The organism is Pseudomonas sp. DL (assembly GCF_047199225.1).
GTDB lineage: Bacteria > Pseudomonadota > Gammaproteobacteria > Pseudomonadales > Pseudomonadaceae > Pseudomonas > Pseudomonas aeruginosa.
This window is the reverse complement of sequence record NZ_CP178323.1, coordinates 5,558,941-5,573,135: the sequence shown is the minus strand read 5'-3', so window position 1 is coordinate 5,573,135 and position 14,195 is coordinate 5,558,941. Positions and strand designations below refer to the sequence as shown.

The following is a 14,195-nucleotide window of genomic DNA, read 5'->3' as shown; positions in this document are numbered from 1 at the left end:
ATCTGACGTGTTACAGGGGCGTCGGCCGGCCCCGCCGTGGCGCTTGCTCACTCCGAGACGAGCCGTTCGCGCGCGCCCCGGCCAGGCCGGCTACAGCGGCCATACCGGCCCCGTCGGCGTCACCGCCACCGCGAAGAAAAAGCCCGCCAGATAGGCCAGGAACGCCAGCCCCAGGGCGGCGAAATAGCTTGTCCAGTTCATCGGCTCTCCCTCAGTTGATCGAGCGCGGCAAGCGGCTGGTATCAGGAACCACCGTCACCCGCACGGCGGCGCCGTTCGCGGTGGTGGGCGGCACGTTCGGCGCGGCGGCCTGAGCCGGCGGCGCATTGCCCAAGGCGCTACGCCCGGCGCAGGCGGCATAGCCGGACCAACCGCCCTTGAAGCTCAGTTCCGCGGCGCAGTTGCCCCGCGGCACCACGGCATAGCCGGTGTCGGTTAGGTCGCGATCGGTGAGAGTGAATTCGCTGCCGTCCTGGCCCCGGACGGCGAACAGATAGGTGCGGCGCCCGGAGGCGGACAGCAGGGTCGCCTTGACGATGAAGTCGCGGCCGGCGAAGGGATGCCCTACAGGAGCAGCACCCGGAACGCCTGCGTGCCCAGGTACATCATCATCAGCATCAGGACCAGCCGCACCAACAGCACGCGCAGCACCCACAGCAGGACCGGCTTGAGCAGGCGCAGCAGTTCCAGCAGCAGGCGGCGATACAGGGTCGCCCATGAGCAAACGAGGTCCGCCGTCATAAACCACAGACCCAATAGCAAGGGCCGGAATTGCCATGAATAGAAGAATCTTAGGTTGTCTAAAAAGGCTCTTGCCGGCGATGGTGTCGGTGACGGAGCCGGTGGCTGTCGATTCATAGAGGGCGAAGGTCTCCTTACGGATTTTCTTGATCTCGACGATCACGTCGCGGGCCGGCGGTTTGTTGTCCTGCGCCGAGTGCTGGCTTTCCTTGTAGCGGCCTCGAATGCCGATGACGGCGAGGTTGGAGTGCAGATAGGCCTTTTCCGCCGTCATGCGGATGTCGTCGCGGATATAGGCGATGTTCGGCGTGGTGAGGATGATGTCCCAGTTGAAATGCCGGTGCCGGGTCCAGGCATCCAGCCAGCCCATGGGCCGCCCCGCTGCCTTGGCCGCTTCTGGGCCGTCCGGGAAGTCGAAGCGCTTGAGGTCGGCTTCGCGCCAGGACTTCAGAAAGATCAGTTGGGTTTCGTCGAAGATGATGAACGCGCCACGCGGCGCCCACATGAACCAGGTGCGCATCTTTTCCATGTCATCCAGGTCCTCGAGGTCGAGGTTGATGACGTCGCAGCTGGAGGGCGTCTCCGGCATCACTTGGAAGATCCGTTCGCGGGTCAGGCCGCGCACGTTGGTGATGATGACGCGGCCTTTCTTGATCGCGGGGATCAGGTCATCTTGGATCGCGCCGGAGGTCTTGTAGGAGCCGTTCGGGCCGTGATGAATCTTGATCGCCATGTCACTTACCTATGAAGGGGATAAAGGACATGGAGAAGCGCGTGCCGATGGCGGCGAAGATCATGTTCACCGCGTCCGGCAGGCCGAAGAACGCCAGCAGCGAGCGCAGGTCGCCGTCCAGGGACGAGTAATAGGACGTGATGGTCGAGCCGATACCGATGCCGCCGACGACTTCGCGGAACGCCTTGTAGCCGATTTCCGCGACGAACAATTGCATCTCGAACCAGCCCTTGATGGCCATCTTGGTCAGCAGGACAAAGGCGTCGGTGACGAAGTCATAGACACCGCTGTAGAGGAAGTCCCAGAGGGATTGCATCCAGGCGAGAATGTCGGAGAGAAAGGGAATGTCCATGGCGTTTCCTCAGGAGCGATAGAAAACGATCCATCCGGCCAGGATCGCGGCGATGAACAGCACCACGTAGCGGATGACGGAGAGTTCTTGGGCGTACTGGGTGAGGCAGACGTCGTAGCGCTGACCGAGGGCGGTAAAGTCCCAACACGGCAGGGAGCCGCCGCCGGTGCCCAGGTGAATATCGAACTTGGAAGCGAGGACGCTTTCGAACTTGCCTTGCAGTTCCCGGAAGTCCTTTTGCGCCTTGGCGATGGCGTCGTCGTATTCCTTGATGGTCTTGTCGAAGGAGCCTTGCTTCGGCTCTTTCAGGCCACCCCCGCCGGAGCCGTCGCCGCCATCGCCACCGGTCCCGCCGCTGGAGCCGGACCCGTCGCCATCGCCGCCGCTACTGCCGTCACCGCCGGGCGTGGTGCCGCAGTCACTGCCAACATGGCCCTGACAGGGGTTGTTACCGCCACCGCCCCCACCGCCGCCGCCACCACTGGAGCCGTCATCGCCACCGCCGTTACCGGGCTTGGTGCCGCCATCGCTTCCACCGTCGCCGCCGGGCGGGTTGCTGCCACCATCGCCCCCGGTGCCGCCGTCCCCACCCGGAGGAGGACCGTCACCCGGGCCCACGTCGCAGCCAAAGGCACAGGAGCCATTGGAGGTGAACCAGTTACCGGTGAACGAGCCGATGACCTTGCAGTACGTCGCGCCGGCTTGACCCTCAGCGGGGCCGATACAACCGTCAATCGAACTGACGGCGATCTCGCAGCCGAGGTAATTGATGAAGCGGGAGATCGGCGCTTGATGGGATTTTTCGTAGAGCGAGCCGGCCAGGATTTCGCACTTGTTTTCCTTGCACTCGCCGATCTCTTTATTGAAGTCCGTACCTTCCGGGCAACTGTCGCCGGTCAAGATGGCGGACGACGTCTGCCAGGTGATTCCGCCAGTACCCGAAACATTGCACTGAACTTCCTTGTAGCTCAGCTTGTTGATTTCCTTTAGCCAGTTGGCCGACGTGTTATCGAAGTAGTACTGGCATGCCGCCGTATAGGATGGAAAGAAGGCCGTGGGATTTCCGGGGATGGAAATCTTCCATTGGTAGAAGTCCGCGTGGGCCACCGATGCGAGCACCAGGGCGAAAATGAGTAGTACGAAGCGAGGCATAAAAAAGGGGCCTTTCGGCCCCTCCTCCTGTCACTGATACTGGCCGATTTTCAATCCCGTCAGCAGCGCGGACGCCATGAATGCGCCCAGCATCAGGGACCAGATCACGTCAGGCCTTGCGCATCGCGCCGATGACCAGGGCGAGGCCGACCAGCACCGCCACGGCGGCGATCACCAGCTTGGCCACGGACCCGCCATCAGTGCTGGCTTGCGCCAGAACCCCCTTGGTGGTTTCGTCGAGCAGCGATTCGGCGAAGGAGACGTTGGCCACGGCCAGGCCGACGGTGGCGATGGAAGCGTTGCGGAACAGGGTTTTCATTTTTTCCATGATTGGAACCTCATTAATTGCGCGCTTTGCGCATGGCGGAAATGATCAAGCCAGCCCCCAAACCAACGGCGAACAGCCCGATGGTCCCGGCGAAGCCGAGGCGGAAGGCCGACGGGTCGAAACCACCCATCAGCAGAGTCAAATAGCCCTCTGCCTCAGGCGGCAGCAGGTAGGTCTGTATCCACTCAAGGTGCGTACAGCCGACCGTGCCGTCCGCGTTCTGGACCCAGATCTTGCACACTTGAACCGATACAGAGCCTTCCATTCGTGCAGTCCTCAAACAGCCAGGGAGGCCGCTAGGCCGTCGATCCAGCCCCAGGCGTAGCCGGTGGCCAGACCTACCGCGAACAGCGAGAGATAGCGGAGCATCGCGGCCTCCTACGGCTTACGCCTTGGCGTCCGGAGACTTGTCTTGTTTGTCCTGGCCCTGCGGCTGCTGGGCCGGGCGCGGGGCTTGGGCCTGTGCTTGCGGGCGAGCCGGGGCTTGGGCGGTCGGCGTCATCGGCTTTCCGCCCACGGCCAGCAGATCCACAAGGACCTGGGTATTGGTGATCCGGCCGAAACGGTCTTGGGTCGGGCGGACCACGCTGGCGAACTTGCAGAGCACCGGCTGGCCTTCGAAGACGATGGCGTCCAGCAGGGTCGGCTCGATGTTGTATTCGCTGATCTCGAAGCCCTTGGCGTTGCCACGGGCGCCTTCCGGGATCGGGGCGATGGACTGGACCGAGGCGTAGATTTCCCCGGTCTTGGTCGAGGTGTAGGTGTCGGTCTTGGTGACCCACAGTTCGACGACGCCGCCTTGGGTTGCAAACATGTTCATCGGTGTTTCTCCTTCAATTCGCCTTTTTCGGCGTGAGTTAGCCCGCCGTTGGAATTTTCGGAGTTATTCCGATCAATCAACGGGGTTTTTTACTTAGGTTTTCTGGCCGTTCTGGAAAGGCCTAGATCAGTGCTTTCAGTTGCATATCAGCACAGAAAAACGCTGCTGAAAATAGGTTTTAAACACTTTTTTAGTTGTTAAAAATAAAAGTCCAACATAGTCCATTAATGTCCATTTCAATATTTAATTTAATTAATGCTTTTAAACTTTAAAGCTGGGCGATCCCTTCGGGCCGGGCTCTATTCGCTAGCGAACCAAGCCAACCACGGGTGTTCGTCTCGGCCCATCCGGGTAACGATCCCTATCGCAACGTCGTCGCCGACGGCCAAGGGGAACGCTTCCCCTTGGAACCCGCAGAGCAACACCAAGGGCTCTGCCCTTGTCATCCCGCTCTTGCCGCCGAGGGCTCGGGAGCGCGGGGCGGAGGAGCTGCCCCACACTCCCAAGCGCAGGCTGTTTCAGGGGGGAGGCGTTCAAGGGTGCGCTCCGCCCGTGCTTCCGTTCGCCGGAACGGTGAGGCTGTTCCGACGAGCCGGGAGCGCGGCCCTTGACCGGATCGGCCACGGTGCGGGCGGCTTGGATCAGGCAGAGCAGGAGCAGCGCTTTCAGGGTCTTAGCGAGCATGGTTCAGCCCTCCAGTTGGAATGCTTCGCGCACGGGCACGAAGGGCGTGGGTTTCCCGCTGTCGTACACAACGTGCCAGTACTTCGGCGGACGCCGGGACGGATCGTGTTTCGCGCAGAAGGAACGGGGACGGCAGAGCCAGCGGCCATCTTCCCGATAGGGCAGCCCAGGGGGCCGGCAGTCCGGACACGGCGACGGGCTGTGCAATGGGATGGCCTGCCTTGCGGACCAGCACACAGAGCAAGCGCAGTCCGGGGCGTGGGTTTGGCGCAAGTAGTAGGGACTGGCGGCCATGGCTCATTTCTGCCCCCTACGGCCAGAGCGATAGTCTTCAATTGCCCGACGAAGCCAAGCATTCTCGATCTGGTCGATATCGACAGTCAGGCCGCCCCAGGTCACGACCCTGCCGGCGACGCTGCCGACGATGCCCGCGAAGCAGAATTGGAAGGTGTCCATCAGAACTCCTCCTTTTCCATCAGTTGACGGGTGAAGAGCGCAACATTGACCATCACGTGCTTGCCGATCTTGTACGCGGGGAGATAGCCCTTACGAATCCATCCACGGACGGTTTCGTGGTCTTCCCCCATGCCAATCCAGTTCGCGAAGTCCCGCCACGGCAACACCGGGGGCGCCGCGCGGAGGTCTTGAGCCTTGATTTCTTCCACTTCCATGGCCTTTGCTGCACTATGTTGGTCTTTAGAGGACTATGGTCTTGGACTATGTCCATTGACTATGTGCAAACAATAGCCCTTGGACTATGTCATGTATATAGTCCAAATAATGATTAATACCTATTAAATGAGCATTACAGATAGAGCTTTGCTATTGATTGGCCGTAGTAACCTAAGCGCCCTGACCAGAGCAGGCGCGACGGACTACAACCGATGGGTAAGCATCAAGCGAGGGAAGGCCAGAGTGGGCGCGGACGAGATTGAAATCCTCGGCAGTGTCTACCCTGCATATCGATGGTGGCTTACCACAGGCGAAGTCATGCCGGAGATTGGGCAAACAAGCCCTGACTACGACGAAGCCAACCGAAACTTGACCAGTCAAAGCGCGGGATAGCGATCACACAGGAAGTGGCTAGGCGTTGGTTCGCCCGTGAAGTGGTCAAAAAGTCAAAGGACTAGGGTTCGCTAAATAATATAGAAAACCCTAAAGCTATCTAGGGCTGTTAGCTTTATATACTAGAATACTTAATTAGTTCCTCAACTAGTTCGTGCACATAAGTTACAGGGTTCTCTTGGCCTGTAGCTCCGTAGTCTTCTACTGCTTTTTTTGCATTTTTTAAAGCGTCGCCTTGTTTGGATTTAAGTGACTCATAAAGCCCTTTTCCTCCTTTCTTGTAAGGCATGTACTGCTGAATCTCTTTGCATAGATCTGCGGAAACTGAACTCTTATCCTTTCTCTCATATGGAGATCTATGGTATCTATAGTGGAGAACGACCCAGTACTCAAAGCAAGGGATTGAGGCTATTGAAACAAGAGGGACCCCTTCTTTGTTTTTTTGAGAAACTAACGCAAGGGCCCTGTAATAGCTTTCATGGTTGTCTCTATCAAAAACACAGTAGACTACCTCTACCTGTTCTCCGTCACTTAGGAGGTTAGAGTATAGCTCTAGTGCATGATTGACTACTGAAATAGGAGCAGAGCCGCACTCACCAGTAACTCTGATCTTAACCGTAGATATTCTTTCGTGGTTTCTCATTTCCTCAAAATATAGAGGCTCACTTTTTTTTCCTTCACAAACTATAAGGTATAGAGGTTTTGTTTCTTTAACGGCTTTTCGACGTTCTAACTCGTTTCTTCTTTTACCCTGCCGTTTTCTAAAGATATTGTCAGTTCCCATCTATTGCCAGATCCTTGATGAATGGGATTGCACCATACCTGCCAGATAGATAACCTTTCTCCAGAGCCTCCCCCTCCCTAACTTTGTAGTCGGAAACAGGGTAAAGGAGAGTGCCTCGCCTCTTATCCTTAGAAACTAACCAGACTTGGTCTCGGCGAAGAATTTTTTTAGAGAGAATGGTTGTGTCATGAGTCGTAAAGATAATCTGCGCTTTAGTTTCGGAACGATGAAGGACTTCTATCAAATGATGAACGATTAATGGATGCAAGCTACTGTCTAGTTCATCAACGCAAAGAACTAAGTCGTTGTGGATAACATCAATCCAAGGGCCGGCAAAACTGAAGAGCCCTATAGTTCCCTTCGATTCCTCCTCAAGGTCAAAGGAGATTAAATTTCCTGAGTCGTCTTCTCTTAAAAAGCTAACTTCAAAGTAATCTTTGTCTTTTAAGGACTTTTTTAAGTCTTCGCGTAGACTGAGCGGAAAGTTTTCAATAAAAGATGGGTCTCCAAGCTTTCTCTTTTTAATTTTGATATCAGCGATCTGAATATCTGCGCTTGCAATAAAGTCAATGACTGACTTTTTAACCTTCTTATCTAGGCATTGCTCAGCAGAAAACTGACTGCTTAGATTCTCTGGACGTAGCTGTGCTACTCTTGCTAGGAACCAATTGTAAACCGGAAGTAGTTGCGTGTTATTAAATTGAATCGCAACAGAAAGAAACGCCGCGTTATCTCTGGTCTGTCTTCTCCAGTCTCCTCTTAGTCTTCCTCCTTCAAAATATTTTGAGAATTTGTAGTAGTATTCCTCGGTCTGAGGATCATATACTCGGTGGTACCATTTTTGCGGGGAGCCTTTAGGGTAAGCAATTAACCACTCTTCAGTAACTCTCTTCTCGTTAACACAGATCCCATAATCATAGCGAATGCCTTCACTGATTAGTGTTGTTTCAAATTCAGAGTCTTGCTGTCTACTCTCCTCTGAGAGCTTATAAGGCGAAACTTGAATTTCATCTCCCGCATTAATATTTTTTGCTGAGTGAATAACAAAGCTTTCAACAAAGGACATTGCGTCCAAAATTGTGCTTTTGCCAGCAGCATTTGCCCCATAAATGACAATGGACTTCAGCAGTCTAGGGCAATCTTCAAGTCCAGTATCAATAGTATTGGTTACTTCATTTTCCTTGTAGTAATTAGAGGCCACCATGCTGAGCTCACAAAGCTCCTTGATGGAACGAAAGTTTTTCACACTGAACTGAACTAGCATTTTCGCTCCCTTTGTACGTTTTCTGCTGATTTTCTGCAAAAAACCTCTTGAATTTCATTTAAACCTAAAATCTTAACCTCTTCAAGAGGGTTTTCTGTTTTGTCAAGGAAAAAGCGTGAAAATCTGGTTGTCACACGGAAACGTAGTGCCGTCACACGGCTTTAGGAGGGGGGAGCGAGGTGGCTTTTTGGTATCATCAGGGCCTTAGCCAAGTCCTTAATCCGGCAAAGGTTCTCGCTAGAGCTCTTTAAGGTGCGTCCACTGCGAAGCAAGATCTGTCGAAAAACTGTCGAAATAACTATCCAATAATGACTTGTAAAGGCCATTTCAATAACTGTAAGTCACTGATTTTTCTACCATTGTCCGATACAGTCTAATTATGTCCACCCTGAAAATAGGGTTCGACTCCCACTGCCTTCCGCCAATTCTCCGCTCGCTTTCGGCGGCCATCGTGTCTCACAGGATCAAGCGTCTATCTCGGTCCGTTCCAGCAGAAGCAGCGTCTCACCCGTCCCCGTCGTCTCCCTGACCAGCGCTCCCCGCTCATTCCAAAACGCACTCCTGCCCGCCGCCTTCCAGCCACCCGTCGGCCCGCCATGGTTGGCCAGCAGCACGCCCATTCCGTGCTCGCGGGCATAACCGGCCAGTAGGGCCGAGTCGGCCGGGTAGCCGTTTTCTCCGATCAGCGCGCTGGCGATGTAGAGGCGAGCGCCGGCACGGGCGGCGTGGGCCGGGTGGCTGGGTTGGCTGAAGTCGGCGCAGACCGCCAACGCCATCGGCAGGCCGTCGATCTCCAGCAGGGGGCCGCCGTCGCCGGCTGAGAAGTGGCGTTCCTCGCCCGCGTGCAGGTGCTGCTTGGCATAGACGCCGAGGCTGCCGTCGGCGCCGAGGATCAGGGCGGCGATCAGCGGCTTGGCATGCTTCGGCGAGCGCAGCGGCAGGCCGACCACCGTGGTCATCCGTGCCTGCTCGGCGAGCTGGCGCAGCGGTTGCAGCAGGGGCGTGTCCGCCGGCTGGGCGAGGGCGGCGGCAGCGGTGGGTTCGTAGCCGGTGAGCGACAGTTCGGGAAACACCAGCAGGCGCACGCCCCGTGCCTGGGCGATACGCATCAGGCGCAGGTGGTCGTCGAGGTTGCGTGGCAGGTCGGCGGGGTGGGCGCAGCTCTGGGCGGCGGCGATCAGCGTCATGGGGCTGTCTCGGGTATGGATGGCACAAATTCGCCAGTAGAGCCGAAGGCAGCATTTCCGGGAAGAGGCGATTAGCGGCTGCGCTACGTTTGGCTGGGGAGGGCGCTTTCGTCGCCGCGAAGCCGTAAGATAACGCGCTTCATGGCGCGCCCGACGGACGGGTGCGCACGCTTGCCTCGGGAGAACAGGGATGGCCGAGATCAATCCGCTTTCAACGGACCTGCAACAGCAACTGGCGGAGCTGCAGGCACAGGGGCTCGCCTTGCTTGGCGTCGCCGCGGACGAGACGCCGGCGCAGATCGTCGCCGCCGTCACCGACTACGTGCGCGATGCGAGGGAGCAGGGGCGCAGCCTCGACGACGAGGCGGTCTTCGCCCTCGGCGCGCTGATCGGCGCGCAGTACGTGCGTGGCCTCGGCTGGCACTGGGGCGACGTGACCTGGGACGGCGACCCGGACAGCGCCGCCGTCGGCGTGCTCAGCCCCGACGAATCGCTGTTCAACAACCCCATCGGCTGGGTAAGCCAGATCGCCGAAAGCGGCGGCGGGGTGCCGTTCATGCTCAGCTACAACATGATCCTGGCCAACCAGGTGCCGCTGTTCGAGCGGGGCAGCGCCACCGGTCTCTATTGAGCATGCAGGCGGATCGCCGCGACGCGCCGGCGCATCCCGCCAGGCGGGGCCGACAACCTGAACGGCCGGCGTCAGGCGCCGCGACCCGCCGAGCAGCGCCAACCGGCGAACGAGGTGCGGGTGACCGTGGTGGAACAGACGCTGCCTCTGAGAAACCGCGCCTGCGGCGCTTTCCAGGAAGGCAGCCTGGAACGACGCGACTGCCGAGCCCATATCGGGCTGCAATTCCGCGATTGAGTGGGCTGCGGGTTCGCGACTCGGCTGGCCTTCCTGGGAACACTTCTGAGGTTTTCGCATGACGGATCTTGAACACGCGGTGGAAAGCAACCGACGCGCCTGGGACGCGTCCGCCGACAGTCACCTGCGTGGCAGCGGCTGGCAGGAATTGTCGCTGGCGGTACAGGAAACCGGCTTCAGTTGCCTGGACGAGACCCTGGCTGGCGTGCTGCGCAATCTGGACCTGGCCGGCAAGGCGGCGGTCCAGGTCGGCTGCAACAACGGCCGGGAAGTGCTTTCGCTGTACGCCTTCGGCGTCGCGCGGGCGGTGGGGATCGACCAGTCCGCCGCCTTCCTCGCCCAGGCGCGGCAACTGGCCGAGCGCTCGCCGCATCAGCCGCGTTTCGTCGAAGCCAATGCCTACGAGCTGCCGGCCGAGCTGAACGGTCAGTTCGACCTGCTGCTGATCACCATCGGTGTGCTCAACTGGATGCCCGACATCGCGCGCTTCTTCGCCTCGGTGAGCGGCCTGCTGAAGCCGGGCGGGCAATTGGCGATCTATGAGACCCACCCGCTCCTGGAGATGCTCGAACCCGAGTCGGAGCGACCGTTCGAACTGCGCAACGACTACTTCACCGACACGCCCCACGTATCCCGGGAGGCCATCGTCTACGAAGGCAGCGGCAGCGATACCGGCATCGCCAGCTACTGGTACGTCCACCCGCTCGGCGACATCCTCGGCGGGCTGCTCGGCGCCGGCCTGCGCCTGAGTCACTTCAAGGAGTACCCGCACTCGAACCGCGAGGAACTCTACGACCTCTACGAGGACGGACCGCTGGCGATCCCGATGTGCTACACGCTGGTCGCGGTCAAGGCATGACCTGCGTCGAGGCCGAGCGAGGCGCGCCGCTGCGTGTGGTGGTGGTCGGCACCAGCGGGGCCGGGAAGTCGACCTTCTCCGCCGCGCTGGCCGCCAGGCTGGGTTGTACGCATGTCGAACTCGACCGACTCTACTGGGGCCCCGGCTGGCAAGCCGTGCCCCACGAACGCTTCGAGCACGCCGTGGAGCGGGCGACGACGGCGCCGCGCTGGGTCGCCGACGGCAACTACAGCGCCGTCCGCGAGTTGCTCTGGGGCCGCGCCACCCACGTGGTATGGCTGAATTTCGGCCGCTGGACGGTGTTCTCCCGGGTCCTTCGCCGCACCCTGGCCCGGGGCCTGCTGCGCACCCGCCTGTCCCACGGCAACCGTGAATCGCTGCGGATGGCGTTCTGCTCCAGGGATTCGATCCTGCTCTGGTCATGGACCACCTTCGCAGGCAACCGCCGCAAATACACCGGCCTGCGCGAGGATCCGCGGTTCGCGCATTTGCGCTGGGTGGAGGTTGGCGAGCCGGGGAGGGTGGGGGAGGTGATCGAGAGGTTGGTGGAAGCCGCGCTCGCACAGTCGCAGTAGTGAGCGAAGCACGCTATCCGCCTCAGTCCTGGGGCTTGCTTACCCGGCTGCGCAGCGACTCGAAATAGGCTGTATCGGCGGGGCCGCCTGGCGTCGATTCCGCGCCGGCGACCAGCGTTTCACGCAGTTCCCTGGCGTGCATTTCGCGTTCTCCCCTTACCAGGCCACCCTGTATCATTGGGTGCCGCGTCGCCGCCAGCGCCCGGCCGAGAATCCTTGCGACGACCTCGTCCTTGCCACGGGTATAGGCCTCGCGGTCGGTGGGGTAGCGGCGGGCCAGGGCGTGCTTGGTTTCGGCGTAGAGGCGGGCGTCGTCGGGGTGGTTGCGCAGCCAGTCGCGGAACAGCAGGTAGCGGTCGGCCTGGGCCAGGGGCATGACATGGACATGGTGGGTGCGGCCATGGCCGAAGGGCGGCATGCCTTTGACGAAGAACATCCGCTGGGTGTTCGGGTTCTCGCGCCAGAACTGGTAGCCGAGGCCCTCCAGCGGGGCTACCAGCCGCTGCGGATCGTGGCCGGGCGGCGGCAGCAGGAGGATGTCGATGATCGGCTTGGCGTCGAGCCCGGGCACCGCGGTGCTGCCGACATGCTCGATGCCCAGCCCGGGCAGCGCCAGCGCCGTGCGGATGGCCTCGGCTTCGGCGGCGAAGTGTTGTGGCCAGGCGGGGTCGGCAGGCAGCACCTCGATGCGGTCGTCGTCGGCGTTGCTCCAGCGTTGGCCGTCGAAGCGGGGCGGTTGGGGTGAGGACATGGCGGACTCCGGGGATATGCGGGAGATTGGCGGCGATGGAGAGCTGGGGTAGGGCGAATAACGCCAGCGGCGTTATCCGCCTTCCGCGAGCGGGGTGCGGGTAAAACCCGGGAGTCTCAGACGTCCAGCGCCTGCACCCCTGGATGCTGCGGATCGAACCCATCCAGGCGCATGCGCTCGGCGAATGCCTCCCGCGCCGCGTCTCCCTGGAGAAACGCGCTCCGCGCCGAGGCCCAGTCGTCCGGTTGCAGCCGTACCATCCAGCCCTCGCCGTAGCAATCCCGGTTGATCAGCGCCGGGCGCTTGACCACCGCCGGGTTGCTCGCCAGCAGGGTCCCGGCCAACGGGCTGCGGGCCGAGGAGGCAGCCTTGGCGAACTCGACCACGCCGAAGCTGCGGTCGCGTTCGATGTGCCAGCCGTCGCGCTTGGGGGTGAAGGCGAAGATTTCGCCATACAGCGCGCAGCCGTAGGCGCTCAGGCCCAGGGTCAGGCTGCCGTCGACTTCCTCGCGCAACCACAGGTTGTAGTCCGGGGCGTAGAACAGCCCGTCGGGGAACTCCAGGCCGTGCAGGTTCGCGCTCATAGGGTCAGCACCCGCTCGGATTCGAGGATCAGCCGTGCCAGTTCGCCGCCGCTGGAGATTTCGTCGAGTTCCTCGATCAGTTCGCTTTCGTCGATGTTCACCCCGGGTTGGCGGCACATCAGCAGGCGCGCGCCGGCCTCGCGGGCCTGGCGGATGAAGTGGCGCAGCGGCTCGCCGCCGTCCAGCGCGCGCAACTGGTCGGCGACGGCGCGGCGGGCCAACTGCACGCCTTCGCCGCTGAGGAACAGGGTCACCTCGGCGTCCATGCAGGCCAGCAGGGTGGCGGTGTGGAAGGGCGCGGCGCAGCGGGCCGGGGTGCTCGGGCCGCTGGAGACGATGATGAGGACGCGCTGGGCGTGGGTGTCAGGGTTCAAGGGGCTTGTCCATCTGGATCAGCGCCACGCGCCGGCCGTCCGGATCGTGGCGTTCGGCGATGGCGCGCGGCTGGTAGCCGAGCTGGGTATAGAGCAGCAGCCCGGCGGCGTTGGCGTTGAAGCAGGAAATCTTCATCAGGCGCGCTTTGTACTGTTCGCGGGCGAGGTTTTCCATGACCCCGATCAGGTAGCGGGCCACGCCCAGGCCGCGCGCGGCGGGCGCCACCATCATGTTGCCGAGGGCGCAGAAGTCGCCGTGCTGCCACTGGTAGAAGTTGGCGAAGCCGAGCACCTGTCCGTCGTGCACGGCCACGGTGCTGCCGCGGCGTTCGGCGATGGCGGCGGCCAGCTGGGCGACGCTGAACGGCCAGATCGCCTTGGGGTAGCAATAGAAGAGTTCGTCGCGGTCCTGGGGGAAGCCGGCGACCGTCTCCAGGTCACCGGTCTCCGCCGGGCGGTGGCTGAGCTGCATGTCAGCGCGGCGGGTATTGCGACATGACTTTCTGCACCGTCTCGCGGATCGCCTGCTCGCGCTCGGCCGGGCTCGGCGGGCTGGTGCGCATGATCTGCTCGCCGCTGCCGCGCCAGACCAGTTTGCCGTCCTTGCCGTCGAACAGGTCGACCTGGAGGGTGGCAACCTTGTAATTCACGGTGCGCGTCTCGGCCATCGCCGGGCCGCCCCAGTATCCTCCCCAGTAGCCGCCCCAGTAACCGCCGCCGTAGTTGGTGGTGATCTGGTCCTGGCGATCGTCGACGATCAGGTAGGCGCGCACCGTGACGTCGCCCCTGGCGTTGCCCTGGGCCGGACGCAGGCCGCGCTGGTCGAGCTGCTGGGCGACGGCTTCACGGATGCGTTGCTCGGTGAGGTCGCTCTTGATGCGTGGGTCGTCGGGGCGGTATTCGAAGGCGGGTTGCGACCAGCTCCAGCTACGGTAGGCGGCGAAGTCGCGGGAGCTGTCGAAGTCGCGGTCGAGCTGGGTGGTTTCGCAGGCTGCGAGGCTGAGGAGCAGGCCGAGCAGCAGGATTCGGCGGATCATGGTTTTTCTCCAGTCAGAGTTCACATCCAAGCTCAGC

20 protein-coding genes are annotated in these 14,195 nt (G+C 60.7%); 3 read left to right on the top strand and 17 right to left on the bottom strand.

The window, feature by feature from the left end:
- Positions 1-211: 211 nt before the first annotated feature.
- The 12 genes from ACI766_RS26100 to ACI766_RS26045 form a co-directional block, all read right to left on the bottom strand.
- Positions 212-1,474, bottom strand: a complete 1,263-nt coding sequence (locus tag ACI766_RS26100; RefSeq protein ID WP_412828481.1) for a zonular occludens toxin domain-containing protein — start codon at positions 1,472-1,474, stop codon at positions 212-214.
- A gap of 1 nt (position 1,475) precedes the next feature.
- A complete protein-coding gene (locus ACI766_RS26095; protein ID WP_003159569.1) occupies positions 1,476-1,826 on the bottom strand; it encodes a DUF2523 family protein in 351 nt (116 codons plus the stop codon).
- Positions 1,827-1,835: 9 nt separating this feature from the next.
- On the bottom strand, positions 1,836-2,978 hold the full coding sequence (locus ACI766_RS26090) for a hypothetical protein (RefSeq protein WP_412828480.1): 1,143 nt from the start codon (positions 2,976-2,978) through the stop codon (positions 1,836-1,838).
- A gap of 109 nt (positions 2,979-3,087) precedes the next feature.
- Positions 3,088-3,306, bottom strand: a complete 219-nt coding sequence (locus ACI766_RS26085) for a hypothetical protein (protein WP_019725828.1) — start codon at positions 3,304-3,306, stop codon at positions 3,088-3,090.
- 13 nt (positions 3,307-3,319) lie between these two features.
- Positions 3,320-3,571 carry a hypothetical protein gene (locus ACI766_RS26080; RefSeq protein WP_412828479.1) on the bottom strand — a complete coding sequence of 84 codons (252 nt, stop codon included), beginning with the start codon at positions 3,569-3,571 and terminating at the stop codon, positions 3,320-3,322.
- A 120-nt stretch (positions 3,572-3,691) separates the two neighbouring features.
- Complete coding sequence (locus ACI766_RS26075) at positions 3,692-4,126, bottom strand: hypothetical protein (protein ID WP_009875803.1); 435 nt, start codon at positions 4,124-4,126, stop codon at positions 3,692-3,694.
- Between the two features lie 687 nt (positions 4,127-4,813).
- Positions 4,814-5,104 carry a lysogeny maintenance protein PflM gene (pflM, locus tag ACI766_RS26070; protein ID WP_023119949.1) on the bottom strand — a complete coding sequence of 97 codons (291 nt, stop codon included), beginning with the start codon at positions 5,102-5,104 and terminating at the stop codon, positions 4,814-4,816.
- Between the two features lie 3 nt (positions 5,105-5,107).
- The gene (locus ACI766_RS26065) at positions 5,108-5,266 is read right to left on the bottom strand and encodes a hypothetical protein (protein ID WP_153573984.1); all 159 of its coding nucleotides are present in this window, start codon (positions 5,264-5,266) and stop codon (positions 5,108-5,110) included.
- The gene (locus ACI766_RS26060) at positions 5,266-5,481 is read right to left on the bottom strand and encodes a hypothetical protein (protein ID WP_029528621.1); all 216 of its coding nucleotides are present in this window, start codon (positions 5,479-5,481) and stop codon (positions 5,266-5,268) included. The genes ACI766_RS26065 and ACI766_RS26060 overlap by 1 nt, the downstream gene beginning before the upstream one ends.
- Before the next feature lie 509 nt (positions 5,482-5,990).
- Positions 5,991-6,659, bottom strand: a complete 669-nt coding sequence (locus tag ACI766_RS26055) for an RloB family protein (protein WP_079381322.1) — start codon at positions 6,657-6,659, stop codon at positions 5,991-5,993.
- The gene (locus ACI766_RS26050) at positions 6,649-7,923 is read right to left on the bottom strand and encodes an AAA family ATPase (RefSeq protein ID WP_079381323.1); all 1,275 of its coding nucleotides are present in this window, start codon (positions 7,921-7,923) and stop codon (positions 6,649-6,651) included. Before ACI766_RS26050 ends, ACI766_RS26055 begins: the two co-directional genes overlap by 11 nt.
- 464 nt (positions 7,924-8,387) lie before the next feature.
- Complete coding sequence (locus ACI766_RS26045; RefSeq protein WP_003095301.1) at positions 8,388-9,110, bottom strand: carbon-nitrogen hydrolase family protein; 723 nt, start codon at positions 9,108-9,110, stop codon at positions 8,388-8,390.
- A gap of 262 nt (positions 9,111-9,372) precedes the next feature.
- Between ACI766_RS26045 and ACI766_RS26040 the strand changes: the two genes are divergently transcribed.
- From ACI766_RS26040 to ACI766_RS26030, 3 genes are all read left to right on the top strand, one after another.
- Entirely contained in the window at positions 9,373-9,741 is a 369-nt protein-coding gene (locus tag ACI766_RS26040; RefSeq protein ID WP_003121092.1) for a hypothetical protein, read from the top strand.
- A gap of 295 nt (positions 9,742-10,036) precedes the next feature.
- Positions 10,037-10,837 (top strand): class I SAM-dependent methyltransferase, encoded by an 801-nt coding sequence (locus ACI766_RS26035; RefSeq protein WP_023122381.1) that lies wholly within the window; start codon positions 10,037-10,039, stop codon positions 10,835-10,837.
- On the top strand, positions 10,834-11,412 hold the full coding sequence (locus ACI766_RS26030) for an AAA family ATPase (RefSeq protein ID WP_003114630.1): 579 nt from the start codon (positions 10,834-10,836) through the stop codon (positions 11,410-11,412). Before ACI766_RS26035 ends, ACI766_RS26030 begins: the two co-directional genes overlap by 4 nt.
- 22 nt (positions 11,413-11,434) lie before the next feature.
- Here ACI766_RS26030 and ACI766_RS26025 read toward each other — a convergent pair whose 3' ends face one another.
- From ACI766_RS26025 to ACI766_RS26005, 5 genes are all read right to left on the bottom strand, one after another.
- Positions 11,435-12,163, bottom strand: coding sequence for a GrpB family protein (locus ACI766_RS26025; RefSeq protein ID WP_003146164.1), 729 nt, complete (start codon positions 12,161-12,163; stop codon positions 11,435-11,437).
- Positions 12,164-12,279: 116 nt separating this feature from the next.
- Positions 12,280-12,747: a glycine cleavage system protein H gene (locus tag ACI766_RS26020; protein ID WP_003121090.1), complete on the bottom strand. Its 468-nt coding sequence runs from the start codon at positions 12,745-12,747 to the stop codon at positions 12,280-12,282.
- Complete coding sequence (locus ACI766_RS26015; RefSeq protein WP_003095286.1) at positions 12,744-13,121, bottom strand: DsrE family protein; 378 nt, start codon at positions 13,119-13,121, stop codon at positions 12,744-12,746. The genes ACI766_RS26020 and ACI766_RS26015 overlap by 4 nt, the downstream gene beginning before the upstream one ends.
- Positions 13,111-13,593, bottom strand: coding sequence for a GNAT family N-acetyltransferase (locus tag ACI766_RS26010; protein WP_003111411.1), 483 nt, complete (start codon positions 13,591-13,593; stop codon positions 13,111-13,113). The genes ACI766_RS26015 and ACI766_RS26010 overlap by 11 nt, the downstream gene beginning before the upstream one ends.
- 1 nt (position 13,594) lies before the next feature.
- The gene (locus ACI766_RS26005) at positions 13,595-14,158 is read right to left on the bottom strand and encodes a DUF4136 domain-containing protein (protein ID WP_003095282.1); all 564 of its coding nucleotides are present in this window, start codon (positions 14,156-14,158) and stop codon (positions 13,595-13,597) included.
- Positions 14,159-14,195 lie beyond the last annotated feature (37 nt).